This window comes from Gordonia sp. DT30, from assembly GCF_049844915.1.
GTDB lineage: Bacteria > Actinomycetota > Actinomycetes > Mycobacteriales > Mycobacteriaceae > Gordonia.
The window spans coordinates 17,941-35,473 of the sequence record NZ_JBNCLY010000032.1; the positions used below are offsets into that span (position 1 = coordinate 17,941).

Annotated in this window: 2 protein-coding genes; both read left to right on the forward strand. The window is 67.4% G+C overall.

Annotated elements, in window-relative coordinates; all coding sequences use genetic code 11:
* Positions 1 to 202 precede the first annotated feature (202 nt).
* Complete coding sequence (locus ACLQ3C_RS20250; RefSeq protein ID WP_425706895.1) at positions 203 to 8,233, forward strand: amino acid adenylation domain-containing protein; 8,031 nt, start codon at positions 203 to 205, stop codon at positions 8,231 to 8,233.
* A 21-nt stretch (positions 8,234 to 8,254) separates the two neighbouring features.
* A partial coding sequence (locus ACLQ3C_RS20255) for an amino acid adenylation domain-containing protein (protein ID WP_425706896.1) occupies positions 8,255 to 17,533 on the forward strand: 9,279 nt, incomplete at its 3' end.

Here is a 17,533-nt window from a genome sequence, read left to right on the forward strand (position 1 = left end):
ATTTTGTCAGCGTATCCAGCCCCGGTAATCATTTCTGAAGTACTACCTTTGATTGAATTATCGAGCGTTTGGTTCCGCGCAATTGGGCCCTTGAGTGAGACTGGGTCCGGTAATAGGATCGGTTCGAGGCCGGGCTGGCCATGGCCAGTCGACGCAGTCAGTTGGAATCGCGCCGAGTCGCCGACGACCCGGGAGTGAGGATATGCGCCAACAGCACCAGGTGGTCGATCGTGGTGATGTGGACACCAGTGGTTCGCCGATCGAGCTGACGGCCGCCCAGCGTGGCATGTGGTTCGCGGAAAGTCTTTCTGCCGACTACTCGGTCACCGTCGCGCAGTACGTCGACGTCCGCGATGGCGAGCGGCCCCTCGATGACGAGCTGCTTCGCCGGGTGATCCTGGAGGTCGGCCGCGAAACCGAGATGGCGTTCACGAGGATCGTCGAGACCGACGGTGTCCCCATGCAGGTTGTTGACCAATCGATCGACAACGATGTCGAGTTTGTCGATTTTCGAGACGAAACGAATCCAGTTGCTTCGGCTCGCGAATGGATGAGTTCCGATTACCGCGTCGGCATGGATCTGCTGTCGGATCGGCTTGTGGTATCCGCACTGCTTCGGGTCGCTGACGATCGCATTTTCTGGTACGTCCGTGCGCATCACATAGCGCTCGACGGATATGCCGCGCTCACCATCGTTTACGAGATCCTGAATCGTTACAACGCGGCGGTCACCGGCGTCGAATATGTCCCGAAACCAGGGGCGAAGCTCGACGAACTGGTCGCCGACGACCAGAAGTATCTGACCAGCACCCGTCGGGCGGCCGACCGCGAATACTGGGCAGCCCGCGTCCACGATCTCCCTGAGCGCGTGACTCTCGCCCAACAACCGGCCGCGGTACCGCTGTCGCCCTGCAATGCGGTCGCCGCGGCCGAGATCGACGCCGCGCGCCAGCAGACCATCGGTCGGCTCGCCGCGTCTCTCAACAGTTCGGCAGCAGTGCTCCTGAGCGCGGGATTCTCGGCATTCCTGGCCCGGATGGCCGGCACCGACGACGTGGTGCTCAGCTTGCCGGTGACCGGACGTGCCACGGCGCGGATCAAGCGCGCGGCGGGCATGCTCTCGAACATGCTGCCGGTGCGATTCCGTGACGTGACCCGATTGTCGATGCGCGGTCTCGTGGAACAGGCGCAACTCGAGTTCACCGGTGTACTTCGGCATCAGCGCTACCGATTCGAGGACATCCGCATCGATGCGGGCCTGCAGGACGCCAACACCGCGTCGTTCGGGCCGATCGTGAACATGATGTTCTTCGACAAGCCCATCGAGTTGGCCGGCGCGACCGTCGACTATCACATCCTGTCCTCGGGAATCCTCGAAGATCTGCGGCTCAACCTCTATCAGGCGAGCCCCGGCGCTCGGATCGGCGTCGACCTGCACGGCAACCCGAACCTCTACGACGAGGCCGACCTGAGCCGGCACCTCGAGCGCTTCCTCGCGTTCCTCGACCGGGTCTTCGCGCAGTTGGACACGCCGATCGGTGACATCGATCTGCTGCTGCCCGGTGAGCGTGCGGATCTGCTCGGGCTCGGCGTGGGTCCGCTGCGGCCACTCCCGATGCCGTCGGCTCATCTGCTCGATGGTTTCGGGGCCGCGGTCAGCGAGACTCCGACGGCCATAGCCGTCGAGTTCGGTGATCGCCGGTGGACCTATCGGGAGTTCGACGAGTTGCGCTGGCGCATGGCGGCGACCTTGCATTCGGCGGGGGTCGGCGAAGGCGATCGTGTCGTCGTCACCCTCGACCGTGGTCCCGCCCAGGTGGTCGCGATCTACGCGGTGCTCACGCTCGGTGCGGCGTACGTACCCGTCGACCCCGCGCAACCCGATCAACGCCGGATGCTGATCGCGGAGACCGTCGACGCACGAGTGGTGATCGACGACGAATACCTCATCGCCACAGCTTTCGATCCCGACGACGTCGCGTCGGGCCCCGACGGGCACGGGGAGTCGACCAGAACGACGGCCGGCGGCGGTTCGGCAGCCGCATACGTCATCTTCACCTCCGGTTCGACCGGCGTGCCCAAGGGTGTTCAGGTCGGTCACGAGGCCGTGCTGAACCGGCTCGCGTGGATGCAGGACAACTACGGCCTCGCGACCGACGATGTGGTGCTCTACAAGACGCCGTTCACCTTCGACGTCTCGGTGTGGGAACTGCTCTGGGCGCTCGGGCAGGGCGCGCGACTGGTGATAGCCGAGCCCGGGGGCCATCGTGATCCGGCATATCTGCGCGAGCTGATCATCTCGCGCGGGATCAGCGTGTTGCACTTTGTTCCGTCGATGCTCGACGTGTACACCGAGGTGCTGGCGAACGAGGGCCACACGACGCTCCTGCCCTCGGCGGTGCGGTACGTGTTCACCTCGGGGGAGGCACTCCCGCGACATCTCGCCGAGAGGGTGATCGAGGGTTCCGAGGCCGATCTGGTCAATCTCTACGGCCCTACCGAGGCCGCGGTGGACGTCACCGAGTACCCGGTCGGCAACGACGACGGCCCGGTCCCGATCGGCGGCCCCGTTGCCAACACCAGGGTCCACGTACTCGACGGTGCATTGGCCCCGGCGCCGGTCGGGGTGGCAGGTGAGCTCTATCTCGCCGGTATCCAGCTCGCGGACGGCTACGTGGGGCGTCGCGGGTTGACCTCCGAGCGGTTCGTCGCCGATCCGTCGGGTCCGGCGGGCACACGGATGTACCGCACGGGCGATCTGGTCAGATGGACGCAGGACGGCACCCTGCACTATCTGGGGCGCACAGACTTCCAGGTCAAGATCCGCGGACAACGCGTCGAACCGGGCGAGATCGAAGCCGTGCTCGATGCCATGCCGGGTGTCGAGGCGAGCGCGGTGGTGCCGCGTACCGATCTCGCGGCCGGACCCGTGCTCGTCGCCTACCTTCGATCCGGCAGCACGGAGGTCGCCGATGCCGCGGAGGTCACCGAGAGTGCGGCACTGGCGTGGTGCCGGCAGCATCTGCCCTCACACATGGTGCCGGTTGCGGCGATGCGGCTCGAGCAGTTCCCGTTGAATTCGTCGGGCAAACTCGACCGCAAGCGTTTGCCGACCCCGGAACCCAACCGCTCGGTCGAGTACGTCGCGCCGCGAACGCCGATCGAACTCGCACTCACCTCGTTGCTCACCGAGTTGCTCGGCGTTGAGCGGATCGGCTTGCGCGACAACATCTTCGCGTTGGGTGGCGATTCGCTGCTTGCGGCACGTCTCGTGTCGCGGGCACGTAGCGACCGAGATCTCCGGGTCGATCTGACCACGGTCTTCTCGGCTGTCGATGTCGGCGGGATCGCCGAGCGGACCGAGTTCGGGGACGCGCCGGAGCGGGTCGAGCTGCGTCGAGTCGAGCGGCAGGGCGTCATCCCGCTGTCACACGCACAGACACGACTGTGGTTCGTCAACCGGATGGACTCCGGCGCCGCCACCTACAACATGCCCGGTGCCGTCCGACTCGGTCACGAGGTGGATGTCGACGCATTGCACGCGTCGATCGAATCACTGGTGGAACGTCATGAGACGCTGCGAACCCGATTCGGATCGCACCTCGGCGAGCCCGTGCAGGAGATTCTGACGACCCGCGAGGCGATGGAGTTCCTCGACACCGAGGTGTTCGACGCCGTCGATCGTCTCGACGAGCTGATCGCCGCCGAGGCGGCACGTGGGTTCGATCTCGTGCACGAGATCCCCTTCCGGATCCGCATTCTGCGTGATCGTGACGGATACGTCGTCGTCACCGTTCTGCACCACATCGCGGGTGACGGCTTCTCGCTGCAGCCGTTGATCCGCGACCTCATGGTCGGCTACACGAGCCTGCGCGACGGCAAGGGCCCCGGACTCGATCCGCTGGAGGTGCAGTACGCCGATTTCGCGATCTGGCAGCGCGCACTGCTCGGCGAGCTGGAGTCGCCCACACCGCGCGCGGCCGAGGGATTGGCGTTCTGGCGTACCGAACTCGCCGACATGCCCGACCTGCTGATGCTTCCCACCGATCGGCCCCGGCCGCATGTGGCCACCGGAGCGGGCGGCTACGTCGACGCCGATCTCGACGCCGACATCGCGATGAGCATCCGGGGTCTTGCGCGAGACCACGGCGTCACGCCGTTCACCGTGGTGCACACGGCGCTGGCGATCCTGCTGTCGCGGTGGGGGGAGGTCGACGAGGTGTCGATCGGCACTGCCGTGGCGGGCCGAGACGAACCGGCCACCGCGCAGCTGGTCGGGATGTTCGTCAACACGGTGGTGTTGCGCACGGCGGTGTCGCCGACAGACACGGTGGCCGATCTGCTGGGCCGCGCCCACGGGACCCGAACCCGCGCCGTGCGGCACGCCGACATACCGTTCGAATGGATCGTCGACGCCCTCAGCCCGGAGCGTTCCGCCTCGCACACCCCGCTGTTCCAGGTCGCGCTGACGATGCATCCGGGGCACGCGAGCACCCTGCACCATTTCGACGAGTCGGCACGACTCCTCGACGCGCGAGTGCCTTCGGCGAAGTTCGACCTGTCGATCACGGTGACCGATCAGGCCGACGCGGGGGGCTATCACCTCGAATTCTCCTACGCGACCGACATTTTCGAGCACCGCACCGCCGAACGTGTTGCCGCGCAACTGGAGCTGGTGCTACGCGCCATGGTGCAGGCGCCGGTCCGCACCGTCGGCACCATCGACATCGTCGCCGACGAGGATCGTGGCGAACTGATCTCCGGGGGCGAGGGGTTCGCCGCACCTGCGCTGCTGCGTGACCTCTTCGGTGCGGGTGCACAAGTGGCCGACCCCCACTCTCTTGCCATCGCCGGGTCCTCGGAGATCACGTGGTCGATGCTCTCGGCCCGATCCAACCAACTGGCGCGTGAACTCGTGTCGACCGGTGTCGGTTCCGGTGACATCGTCGCGATCTGCATTCCGCGCTCACATCAGTCGGTGATCTCGATGCTCGCGGTCGCCGCATCGGGTGCGGCATTTGTCAGCATCGACCCGACCTTGCCCGCCGCGCGTATCGCCGAGATGCTCGCCGACAGTGGAGCAACGGTCGGGTTGAGCGTCACCGATCACGCTTCGCGCCTCCCGGACAGCGCGACATGGCTGGTGATCGGTCACGAGGACACGGAATTCCGGCTGGCAGGCCACAGCGGTGCGCCGCTGCGGCCCGAGGAACTCGTGCGTACACCGCGACTCGACGACCTGGCGTACCTGATCTACACGTCCGGCTCGACGGGGCGGCCCAAGGCGGCTGCGCTGAGTCACCGAGGACTGTCGAACGTCGTCGCCAACCAGCGATCGATTCTGCAGCTGACCGAGGAGTCGCGTGTATTGCACGTGGCGTCACCGAGTTTCGACGCATCGATCTTCGAGATCGTGATGGCGCTCGGTCAGGGCGCGCGACTGGTGATCAGTCCCGCCGGGGTGTTCGGGGGCGACGAGCTGGCCTCCCTGATCCGGGATCAAGGAGTGACCCACGCGGTGATGACCCCGTCGGCACTGGGCACCATCGAGCCGGCGGCCGTGCCGAAGCTGCGGCGGGTCATCAGTGTCGGGGAGGCGTGCCCGCCGGACCTGATGCGACGCTGGGCGCGGGCCGGACGACGGTTCCACAACCTCTACGGGCCCACGGAGGCCAGCATCTGGGCGACCGCGGCCGGCCCGATGACCGAGCACGACGAGGTCTCGATCGGTGGCTCCATCCCCGGTGTCGGTGCCGTGGTACTCGACCGTGCGCTGCGGCCGGTACCCACCGGCGTCCCGGGCGAGCTGTATCTGCGTGGCGTGCAACTCGCCCGTGGATACCATCGCCGCAGCGACCTGACAGCATTGCGATTCGTCGCCGACCCGCATGCACCCGGTGAGCGGATGTATCGCACCGGTGATCGCGTGATCCGCACCGTCCGTGGCGATCTGCGCTACCTCGGACGTACCGATTTCCAGCTCAAGATCCGGGGTCTGCGTATCGAACCGGGCGAGGTCGAGGCCGCGATCGTCGATCACCCGCTCGTCGCCGACGCGGTATGCCTCGGCGTGCGCGCACCCAACGGCGACGACGTGTTGGTGGCCTACGCGACTCTGGCCGAGGGAGCGAGCGCTGATCCCGCACACGTCCTCGAGCATGCGGCCACCCGGCTGGCGGGCTACATGGTGCCCCACACACTGGTCGTGGTCGACGAGTTCCGGCTCACCACCTCGGGGAAGATCGACCGAAAGTCATTGCCCGCGGTGGATTTCGGTACCGCAGCGCCGTACCGGCAACCGGGGTCCCAACTGGAGATGGTGGTCGCAGGCGTCTTCGGTCAGGTCCTCGGACTCGAACGCGTGTCCGCCGATGCCGACTTCTTCCACCTCGGCGGCAGTTCGCTCTCGGCGACCAAGGTCACCGCTCGTCTGGCAGCACTGTTGGACCGCGAGGTTCCGGTGAAGCTGCTCTTCGAGCGTCCGACGGTGTCCGCACTCGCCGCGGCGTTGACGTCGGGACCCACCGGCCACGGGGTGCCGGCGCTCCACGCGCGCAGCCGCACCGAACTGGTGCACGTGTCCGGCATGCAACGCGGACTCTGGCTGATCAACAGAGCCGAACCCGAATCCGCGGCATACAACGTCGCGATGGCGCTGCGGCTGTCCGGTGACCTCGACGTTCCCGCACTTACCCGCGCCACGATCGACCTGGGCCGACGTCACGAGGCGCTACGCACGGTCTACCCGATGATCAACGGTGAACCGGTGCAGGTGATCATGCCCGCCGACGCGCTCGACAGCGAGGTGACGCTCGAGGTCCGCGACTCGGACGGGTCGCGCAGCAGTGAGATCGCCCAGATCACCGGCGCGGCCTTCGACATCAGCGTGCGCCCCCCGGTTCGCGTAGTGCTGTTGCGGGTGTCGGCCGACGAGCACGTCCTGGTCTTCGTGGTCCACCACATCAGCGCCGACGGTGCGTCGATGATGCCGCTTGCACGCGACCTCATGGCGGCCTACGCCGCCCGGCACGGTGGAGCCGAGCCGGCCTGGAAGCCCCTGCAGGTGCAGTACGCCGACTTCAGCATGTGGCTCTCCGAACGACTCGCCATGGTCGACGACGGGGTGTCCGAACAGGAACGCCAACTGAACTACTGGGAACAACGGCTGTCGGGCCTGCCGGAGATCCTCGAGCTCCCGGCGAGCAAGCCGCGCCCGAAGATCCCCGACTTCGACGGCGCCGCAGTCGATTTCGAGATCCCTTCGGACGTGGTCGGCAAGCTCGACGAGATCTCCCGTAAGCACCACACGACCCAGTTCATGGTCACGCACGCGGTCTTCGCGGTGTTGCTCGCACGATTGTCGGGTCGCGACGACATCGTCATCGGCACCCCGTTCGCCGGTCGTGGTGAGCCGCTGGTCGAGGACGTCGTCGGGATGTTCGTGAACACCCTTGCGCTTCGTACCCGGGTGGACGGGGCCGAATCGTTTCTCGAGTTGCTCGATCGCGTCCGGGGTGACGATCTCGCCGACATGTCGCACGCTGCAATCCCTTTCGATGAGGTCGTCGCGCGGCTCATGTCCCGGCCGCCCACCGCACACAACCCGGTCTTCCAGGTGATGCTCGCGTACCAGAACGTCGAGTTCCCCGTCCTGCGACTCGACGGGCTCACCGTGGAACCCGTTCCCGAAGAACTGACGTCGGCAAAAGTCGACCTGGCGCTGACACTTTTCCCCGGTGATCCGGAGCGCGAGGCCAGGGGCGGTGCGCTGCGTGCGCAATTCGTCTACGCGACGGCTCTTTTCGATGAGGAGACGGTGAGCCGGATGGCGGCTCGGTACGTCCGGCTGCTCGCTGAACTCGTCGACGACCCGGAGCGGGCCGTGGGTGACGCCGCCATGGCCATCGACGCCGACCATGCCCACGATCGCACCGATCACGACGAGCAGATTTCGTTGTTCGACCTCATCGCCGCGGCCGCGACCTGTGATCCGGGCGCGTCGATCCTGCCCGATATGTGTGGGGTGAGTTTCGGTGATCTGAGCGCCCACGCCTCGGCGTTGAGTGCTGTTGTTCCCGACGGTGATTCGGCGCTGACGATGGCTCTCATGACGTTGGTTCCCGGACTCGCCACCGCGAGCCCGGACGAGTTGGACGACGTCCTGGGCTCACTGCACATCCGTGCGCGCGCGGCCGTCGCGCGCGACAACTCCACCCCTGCAGATCCCATCTAGCCGGAAGGTCTTCAGACAGCCGTGACGGGAATCGACGCGAACGCAAAGGAAACCTGCTCGGGGTGGGGTCACCGTCCCGGCACTCGTGATCTGATCGCGGTGACGGCACGGACCGCACCGGAGGTCCTCGCGCTGTCATCGTCGACGGTGAGCCTGACGTTCGGTGAGCTCGAGGCGCGCGTTGCGCCCATGGCGACCGTGTTCGCCGGACGCGGAATCCACGGAGATGCCGCTGTCGCCGCCACGATCGCTCCGTTGGTCACCACGCCCGGTGCCGACCCGGCGGCGTCGGCTGCTCTCACGCAGGAACGCCTGCGGGGTGTGCGTACCGCGGCCGTCGACACACTTGGCGGTGACGACTGGCAGTCGCTACCCGGTCTGTTCCGACTTGCGGTGCGGCGCTTCGGCGCTCGGCTCGCGGTCACCGACACTGCGGGCGCCGGGCTGACCTATCGTGAGCTCGACGAGCGCTCCGACGCGGTCGCTCGCGGTCTGCTCGCATCCGGTGTGGCGCAGGGGTCGGTGGTCGGTCTCGCCACGTCTCGCAGCGTCGACGTCATGGTGGCGATCCTCGGCATACTGAAGGTCGGTGCCACCTACCTTCCGCTCGACACCTCACATCCGGGCGATCGGCTGCAGATGATCGTCGACGACGCGGCCCCGGTCGTGGTCATCGCGGATCCCGGCGGCCACGCGACTCTCGACGCCCTCGGAGTCGGCCGCACCACGACCGCCGACCTCGGCGAGCGCGGGCACGATGGGTCACCGGCGTTGCCTGCTGCGCTCGACCCGCGTCTGGGGGCCTACACCATCTTCACCTCCGGCTCCACCGGCCGCCCCAAGGGAGTCGTCGTCGAACACCGGTCGGTGGTGGCGTTACTGGCTGCCGCGCAACAGCATTACGGCTTCACCGAATACGACGTCTGGACCATGTTCCACTCGTATGCCTTCGATGTCTCGGTGTTCGAGATGTGGGGCCCCCTGTTGTTCGGCGGACGACTGCTCGTCGTGGACTACCTGACGACGCGCAGCCCGGTGGAGTTCGCTGCGCTGCTCGCCGAGCAGTCGGTGACGGTGGTGTCGCAGACGCCGTCGGCGTTCTACCAGCTCGCCGCAGCCGTGCGGCCGCGTGGCGAGGCCACCGTGGCATCCGATGAGATGCCGTCGTCGGTCCGGTACATGGTGTTCGCCGGCGAGGCGCTCGACTTTGCACAGGTGACGCGGTGGTATTCCGATCGGATGGCCGGCCGGGGAGGGCCCGGTCCATTGCTGGTCAACATGTACGGCATCACCGAGACGACGGTGCACTCGACCTTCCGTGCGCTTGATCCCGAATTCGTGTCGACTGCAAAGGGTTCCGACGTCGGCGATGGTCTGCCGGGACTCACGGTCCGCGTACTCGACGACCGGCTGCGGCCGGTGCCCGACGGAATGCCCGGCGAGATCTACGTCAGCGGAACCCAGGTGACGCGAGGGTATCTCGGCCGCCCCGAACTGACCGGTGTGCGCTTCGTCGCCGATCCGTTCGCCGGCGCCGGCCAACGGATGTATCGCAGTGGCGACGTCGCGATCCGACACGGCGACACCCTTGAGTACCTCGGACGATCGGATGCACAGATCAAGCTGCGTGGCTTCCGCATCGAACTCGGCGAGGTCGAGGCGGCCTTGCTGTCCACGCCGGGGGTGGACGCCGTCGCGGTCGCGGTCATGGCGCGCGACAACGGAATCGAACAACTCGTCGGCTACGCCGTGCTCGCCGGCAATGCCGAAAGTGCAGACAAGGCAACCAAGGCCGACGTGTCGCCGACACTGATCAGGTCCAATGCCGCGGCGTTGCTGCCCGAATACATGGTCCCGGACGTGGTGATGCTCCTCGATGAACTGCCGCTCACGGTGAACGGCAAACTCGACCGCCGCGCGCTCCCCGAACCCGAGATCGTCGCCGACGCCGCGTACGTGGCCCCGGGCACCGAGACCGAGAAGATGCTCGCCGAGATCGTTGCGGACGTGCTCGATCTCGAACGGGTCGGCGTGGCCGACTCGCTGTTCGACCTCGGTGGCAACTCACTCGCCGCCGCGCGCATCGTCGGGCGCGCGGGCGAGGCGCTGGGGGTGGGCCTCTCGGTGCGCGATGTGTTCGACGCACCCACGGTTCGCGGGCTGGCCGAGTTGTCGGCCCAGCGTGCCGCGGGTCTGCCCGAAGTGGTTGCCCTGCCACGACCCGCACGAATTCCGTTGTCGTTCGCGCAGAGTCGCATGTGGTTCATCAATCAGTTCGATACGTCGTTGCCGACGTACAACATTCCGGCACTGCTGCGGCTGGTCGGTGACGTCGACGTGCGCGCCCTGCGCTGCGCGCTGACCGATGTGATCGAGCGCCAGGAAGTGCTGCGGACCACGTTCCCCGCCGTCGACGACGAGCCCGTCCAGGTGATCGGCGGAGTCGACGAGATCGACGAGCGGCTCGAGTGGCTCGAGGTCGACTCGTGGTCGCAACTGCAGAACGTTGCGGCGTCGGGCTTCGATGTGACCACCGGCTGGCCGGTCCGTGCCGCACTCCTGGCGGAGGCGCCGGGACGCTGGGTATTCGCGTTGGTGATGCACCACATCGCGTCCGACGGTGAGTCGCTGCGCCCGCTCGTCACAGATCTCATCACGGCCTACCTGGCCAGAACTGCCGGGGTCGCACCGGAATTCGTGCCGCTGGAGATCCAGTTCGCCGATTACGCCATCTGGCAGCACGACGTCCTCGGCTCCGCCGACGACGCGGACTCGATCATCGGTCGCCAGCTCGGCTACTGGACGCGGCAATTGCGTGGCTTGCCGGACGTGCTCGACCTGCCCACCGACCGCCCTCGCCCGACAGTGGCATCGATGCGCGGCGCACGTACGTCCTTTGCCGTCCCGGCGGCGGTGACAGCCGGCGTGACCGAGCTGGCACGTGATTCCGGCGTGACACCGTTCATGGTCGTGCACGCGGCGCTGAGCGCATTGCTGGCCCGACTGTCGGGGACAGACGACATCGCGATCGCGACGCCGATCGCCGGCCGCGGGCAGCGTGTGCTCGATCCGCTCGTCGGCATGTTCGTCAACACCCTCGTATTGCGGGTGGGAGTCGATCCGACACTGACCTTCGCGCAGTTGCTCGACCGTGTGCGCGGAGTCGATCTGGAAGGGTTCGCGCACGCCGACCTGCCGTTCGAGTCGGTCGTGGAGGCACTCGATCCGCCACGTTCGGAATCGTATGCGCCGCTCAGTCAGGTCATGCTCACCTTCGACCAGTCCGCGATGCCCGAACTCGCCGCGCGAGGTGTTGCCGCCGCACGACTGCCGGGCCTCGACGTGGAGCCGATCGATGTCGACGACATTTCCGCCAAGGTCGATCTGACGTTCGCGTTGCGAGACACCGGCGACGGCTGGTCCGGCGAACTCGTCTACGCCACAGACATTTTCGACGCCGAGACGGCTGAGTCGATCGCCCGCAGGTTCACTCGTCTGCTGACCGAGATCACCGAACAACCGGCACTGCCGGTCGGCCGCTCCCGGTTGCTCGACGACCGCGAGTACGACGAACTGTCATCGGTGTCCGGCGGCACCGGCGCGACACCACAGTTGTTGGCGGATGTTCTCGTCGACGTGGCGAGGCGTCATCCCGACGATGTCGCGGTCACCGACGCGTCCGGTGACGTGGCGACCTACGCCGGGCTCGACGCCCGTTCGGATGAGTGTGCACGTTGGCTCATCGCCCACGGGGTCGGCACCGAAACGCTCGTGGCACTTGCGATTCGGCGGTCGGTGGACCTGCTCACCGCCTTGTGGGCGGTAACCAAGGTCGGTGCCGGGTACGTACCGATCGATCCCGACTATCCGGCGGACCGCATCGCCTACATGCTCACCGACTCGGGTGTGGCCCTCGGTCTGACGACGCCGACGGTGCGCGAGGCGCTGCCCTCGTCGGTCGCGTGGTCGCTCATGTGCGACGTCGTCGGCGATCGGCGGGAGCCGGCCGTCGGTTCGGCGGCCGGCCACCTACGGCCGGATGAGCTGGTGCGCCCTCGCCATCTCGATGCGCTCGCCTACGTGATCTACACGTCCGGGTCGACGGGACGGCCCAAGGGGGTGGCGATCACCTACCGGGGCATCGGCAACTACTCGGCCGACCTGGCCCGCTATCGGGCCGACGGCGGTTCGGTGGTGATGGGATATTCGTCCCCGAGTTTCGACGCCTCCATCCTCGAGTGGCTGATCGCATCGACGGGGGGAGCGACGCTCGCCTACCGGCCCGAAGGTGCGATCGGCGGAGAACAGCTCGAAGAATTCATCCGAGAGGCCGGGGTCACACATGCGTTCATGACGCCGACGGTGGCGGCGACGATCGATCCCGGCATGGTCCCCGGACTGCAACTCCTCGCATCCGGGGGAGAGGCGTTGTCGCAACGACTCGTCGACGACTGGGCCGGCACGGTCGCCTTCTTCAACGCCTACGGTCCCACCGAGACATCGGTTGCGGTCGCGAACAGCAAACGCCGCGTGGGCGTTCCGGTGCGCATCGGGGGGCCGATCGGCGGGGTGGGGTTGTTCGTCCTCGACGACACGCTTCAGCCGGTTCCGGTGAACGTACCCGGTGAGCTCTATGTCCGTGGCGTGGCGCTCGCCCGCGGGTACCTCGGCCGGGCCGACCTGACCGCCGCGCGCTACGTCGCGGACCCCTTCGGCAACACCGGTGATCGGCTCTACCGCACGGGCGATGTGGTGCGGTGGCGCCGTTCCGAGTACGGCGATCTCGAACTCGAGTATTCCGGCCGCAGCGATGACCAGGTGAAACTCCGCGGTCTGCGGATCGAGCTCGGCGAGGTCGAGGCAGGGCTCTCGTCGCACCCGGACGTGTCGGCCGCGGTCGTGATCGGTGTGGGTGGCTCGGTGGCCACCGCACTCGCCGGCTATGTGGTGGCACCCTCGGGACTCGATGTGTCCGCGGTGCGTGAGCACCTCGAACAGCGATTGCCCGCCCATATGGTGCCCGCGCACATCATCGTCCTCGATGCGCTTCCGCTGACGCCCGTCGGGAAACTCGACAAGCGCGCGCTGCCGGCCCCCGAGACGCCCGACGGAGACGACTACGTCGCACCGGCGTCGACCGCGGAACGTCGGTTGGCGGCGGTGGTGGCCGGAATCCTGGGAATCGAACGGGTCGGTGTCACGGACTCGTTCTTTGCGCTCGGCGGGGATTCGATCATGTCGATCAGGCTCGCCTCGGCGGCGCGGGATGCCGGGCTGGCGCTCACCCCACGGGACATCTTCGAACACAAGACGATTCGAGCGATGGCCCGCGCAGGTGGCGATGGGCGGGCGGCCGTGGCGCTCCTGGCCGAACCGGACGGCGGCGGCGCGGGTGAGGTGCCGCTGAGCCCGGTGGTGCAGTGGCTGCTCGAGATGGCGGGGGAGCCCGAGCGGCTCAGCGACTTCTCGCAGTCGGTGGTCATGGTGGCTCCCGACGATCTGGATCCGACGATGCTCGCGTCGGTCCTCGACGCCGTCGTCGCGGCGCACCCGATGCTCGCATTGCGGCTCCGGCACTCCGACGACGGGTGGGGTCTGCTCGCGGGAGTGCCCGAGTCGCGAGCGGCAACGCACGCCGTGCATGCCGACACCGGTACCGGCTCAGCAGAGTTCGACGAGCTGATCCGCGCCGAACATGCGGCGGCGCTGGGTCGCCTCGACCCACTCGCCGGCCGCGTGGTCGCCGCCGTCCTCGTGTCCGGAAATGATGGCGCGCGCGTCATCCTCGCAATCCATCACCTCTCCGTCGACGCCGTGTCGTGGCCGATCATCATCGAGGACGTCATCACAGCGTGGGGCGCACTGAGTTCGGGGACTCCGAGCGCGTTGCGACCCGAGGTCACCTCGGCACGAGCCTGGCAGCATGCGCTCGCCACCACGGTGCAGGCCGACGGCGAGGTCGACTACTGGCTCGCGCGGGTCGGGCACCGCACGCCCGGCTTCGACGACGCGGCCGCCCTCGGTCGGACGGCACCCGAACCGGTGACCGTCGAACTCGATCCGGAACTCACCGAGGCTGTCCTCGGAGATCTGCCGAAAGCGTTCGGCGCCGCCACCGCTGACGTGCTGAGCGCCGCGCTGGCGCGTGCGGTCCGCGCATTTCAGGATGGTCGCGGGCGGCCGGTGCAGGGTCCGGTGGCGATGGTGACCGAGGGGCACGGACGATACGAAGACGTCCTTCTCGACGGCGCGGAACCACGCCGGGCCGATCTGTCGCGCACGGTGGGGTGGTTCACGACCATCGCGCCGCTCGTCATCGACCCGGGCGAGGACGCGATTCACGCCGTCAAGGCCGCAAAAGAGGAACGGCTGAGTCGTCGTGCCAGCGGCCTCGGGTTCGGGCTCCTGCGAGGTGATGCACGAACTCCGTTGTGGCACTGCGCGCTTCCGGCCATCGCCATCAACTATCTCGGCGCGGTCGGTCAGGGTGCCGCGCAGGACGACGACACCGTGATCCCCTTCGCGGTCGACATCACTGCGCCCGCACTGGCGTCGACAGTGTCCGGACTGATGCCCGCGACGAACGCGCTCACCGCCAATATCACGGTCCGCCCGGATGAACGTGGACGTGCACTGTCGGCGGAGTTCCTGTACGCGCAGGACGTGTTGACCATGCCCGACGTCGCCGACCTTGCCGCGGCATGGCTGCGTGAGCTCGAGGCGCTGCGCACCGAGCTGGACGCCATCGGCGATCCCGGACCGTCCCCGTCGGATCTACCCGGAACCGGTATCACCCAGGCGGATATCGACGCGCTGACGGCGGCGTATCCCGGCTCCGCGCTCTGGCCGCTGACGCCGTTGCAGCACGGCTTCGTCGTGCAGTCGGCGCTGGCCGGCGCCGGTGCCGGTGCCGACAACGCCGTGGATGTCTATGTGGGGCAGACGGTTCTGCGTCTTGGGGCGCCCGTCGACGAGAATCGCCTGCGGCGCGCCGTCGGCGGGTTGTTCACCCGGCATCCCGCCTTGCGGACGAGCTATCTGCAGACCGCGGGCGGCGCGGTGGTCGCTGTCGTGAATCCGTCCGTCGAGGTGCCATGGCGCATCATCGAGCTCGGCGAGGCCGACGAGGTGGGGCGGCACGCGGCGGTCGACGACGTGGTCGCCGCCGAGCGGGTCACGCCGTTCGACCTCGCGGCACCCCCGTTGCTACGGGTCGTGGTGATCCGGGACGCGGGCGGCGTGACCGTGGTCATCACCAACCATCACATCCTGTTCGACGGCTGGTCGGGGCCGCTCGTTCTCGCGGATCTGCTGGCGCTGTACGTCACCGGAGCGACCTACACCGGGGGACAGCACGCCCCGACAGACGATTTCGGCGACTTTGCGCGGAGCGTCGCCGGCGCCGACCACGCGGCCGGATTGGCTGCCTGGCGTGAGGTGCTCGCGGCGGTCGACGGACCGACACTCGTTGCACCGGGCGCGACGGCCACCACCGACGCACTGCCGCGCAACCGCGCGGTGCCCGTCGACCCACGGCTCGTCGCAGCCCTCGAATCCGTGGCACGAGAACAGGGTTCGACACTGGCGACGGTTCTCCAGTTCGCGTGGGCGGTGTTGTTGTCCCGGGTGACGGGTCAACGCGTCGTCACCTTCGGCGAGACCGTTTCGGGACGACCCGCGGACCTCGACGGTGTCGAGTCGATGGTGGGGCTTTTCATCAATACGTTGCCTGCGGTCGTCGACGTCGATCCGTCGATGCCGATCGCCGACGTACTTGCCGCACTAGGGGAGTCCAAGGTCGCGGTGCTCGACCACCAGCATCACGGGCTGCCCGGACTGACCGCACTGACCGGGGTGGAGGGCGACCTGTTCGACACGTTGACGGTGCACGAATCGTATCCCGTCGACATCGAGTCGCTCTCGACCGACTCGTCGACCACCGGGCTCGACCTCGCCGAGGTGGTGGTCAGTGATTCGACGCACTTCCCGTTGAACATGGTCACCTCGCCGACGGGTGACGGCGGATTGACGATCACCCTGAAGTACCTGCCGAGCGCGTTCGACGGGGAGCAGATCGAGGTCTTTGCCACCGCACTCGAGGTCATCCTGCGCACCGTTGCCGGGCAACCGCGGTCGTTGGTCGCCGATATCTCGCTGGTGGACGACGACGAGCGCGCCACGATCCATCGGTGGTCGGTCGGGCCGCAGGTCGGGGTCCCGGTGACCACGGTTGCCGATGCTGTTGCGGCGCAGGTGGTTCGGTCGCCGGGCGCGCCTGCGTTGTGGTGTGCGGGTCGGGTGGTGTCGTATGCGGAGTTCGGTGCTCGGGTGGCGGTGTTGGCGCGTGAGTTGATTGCGGTGGGGGTGGGGCCGGAGGTGGCGGTGGGGGTGTCGTCGGAGCGCTCGGTCGAGTTCGTGGTGGCCATTCATGCGGTGGTCGCGGCGGGTGGACAGTATGTGCCGTTGGACACCGCGGCGCCGCTCGAGCGGGTTGGGTACATGGTGGAGACCGCTGGCGTGGGTGTGGTGTTGGTCGCCGCCGGTGAGGTTCCCGCGGCCGTTGCCGAACTCGGCGATCGCGTGCGGGTGGTCGAGGTGGATGCGTCGGGGTCGGTGGATGTGTCGGTGGCTGCGGTGTCCGATGCCGAGCGGTTGTCGTCGTTGTCCGGTGATGCGGCGTTGTACACGTTGTTCACGTCGGGGTCGACGGGCCGGCCCAAGGGTGTGACCGTGTCGCACCGCTCGGTGCTCAACAGATTGTGGTGGGGACTCGGTGAGTACCCGTGGGCGGCGGGCGATCGGGTGGTGTTGAAGACGCCGGTGACCTTTGATGTGTCGGTGCCGGAGTTGTTCGCGCCATTGATGTCCGGTGCGCAGGTGGTGGTGGCGCGGCCGGGTGGTCATGCGGATCCGTTGTATCTGGCGGAGTTGATCGGTGCGACACGGGCGACGTCGGTGCACTTCGTGCCGTCGATGTTGTCGGTGTTCCTGGATGTGGTTCCGGAGCAACGGGTTCGGGAACTCGACTCGTTGCAATGGGTCTTCTGTTCTGGCGAGGCGCTCGGGCCTGCCACCGTGGCTGCTGCTCATCGATTGTTGCCCGGCGTGTCGATCCACAATCTGTTCGGCCCGACCGAAGCCGCCGTCGAGGTCGGTCATGCCGAGGTCACCACACGAGATCGGTTGATCCCCATCGGGATTCCCGTGGCCAATACGTCGATGTATGTGTTGGATGCGCGGTTGGGTGTGGTGCCGCCCGGGGTTGCGGGTGAGTTGTATCTGGGTGGTGTGCAGGTGGCG

Bases quoted from the DNA above. Each gene is read 5' to 3' on its own strand.
- ACLQ3C_RS20250 (WP_425706895.1), top strand. From the start codon at position 203: ATGCGCCAACAGCACCAGGTGGTCGATCGTGGTGATGTGGACACCAGT.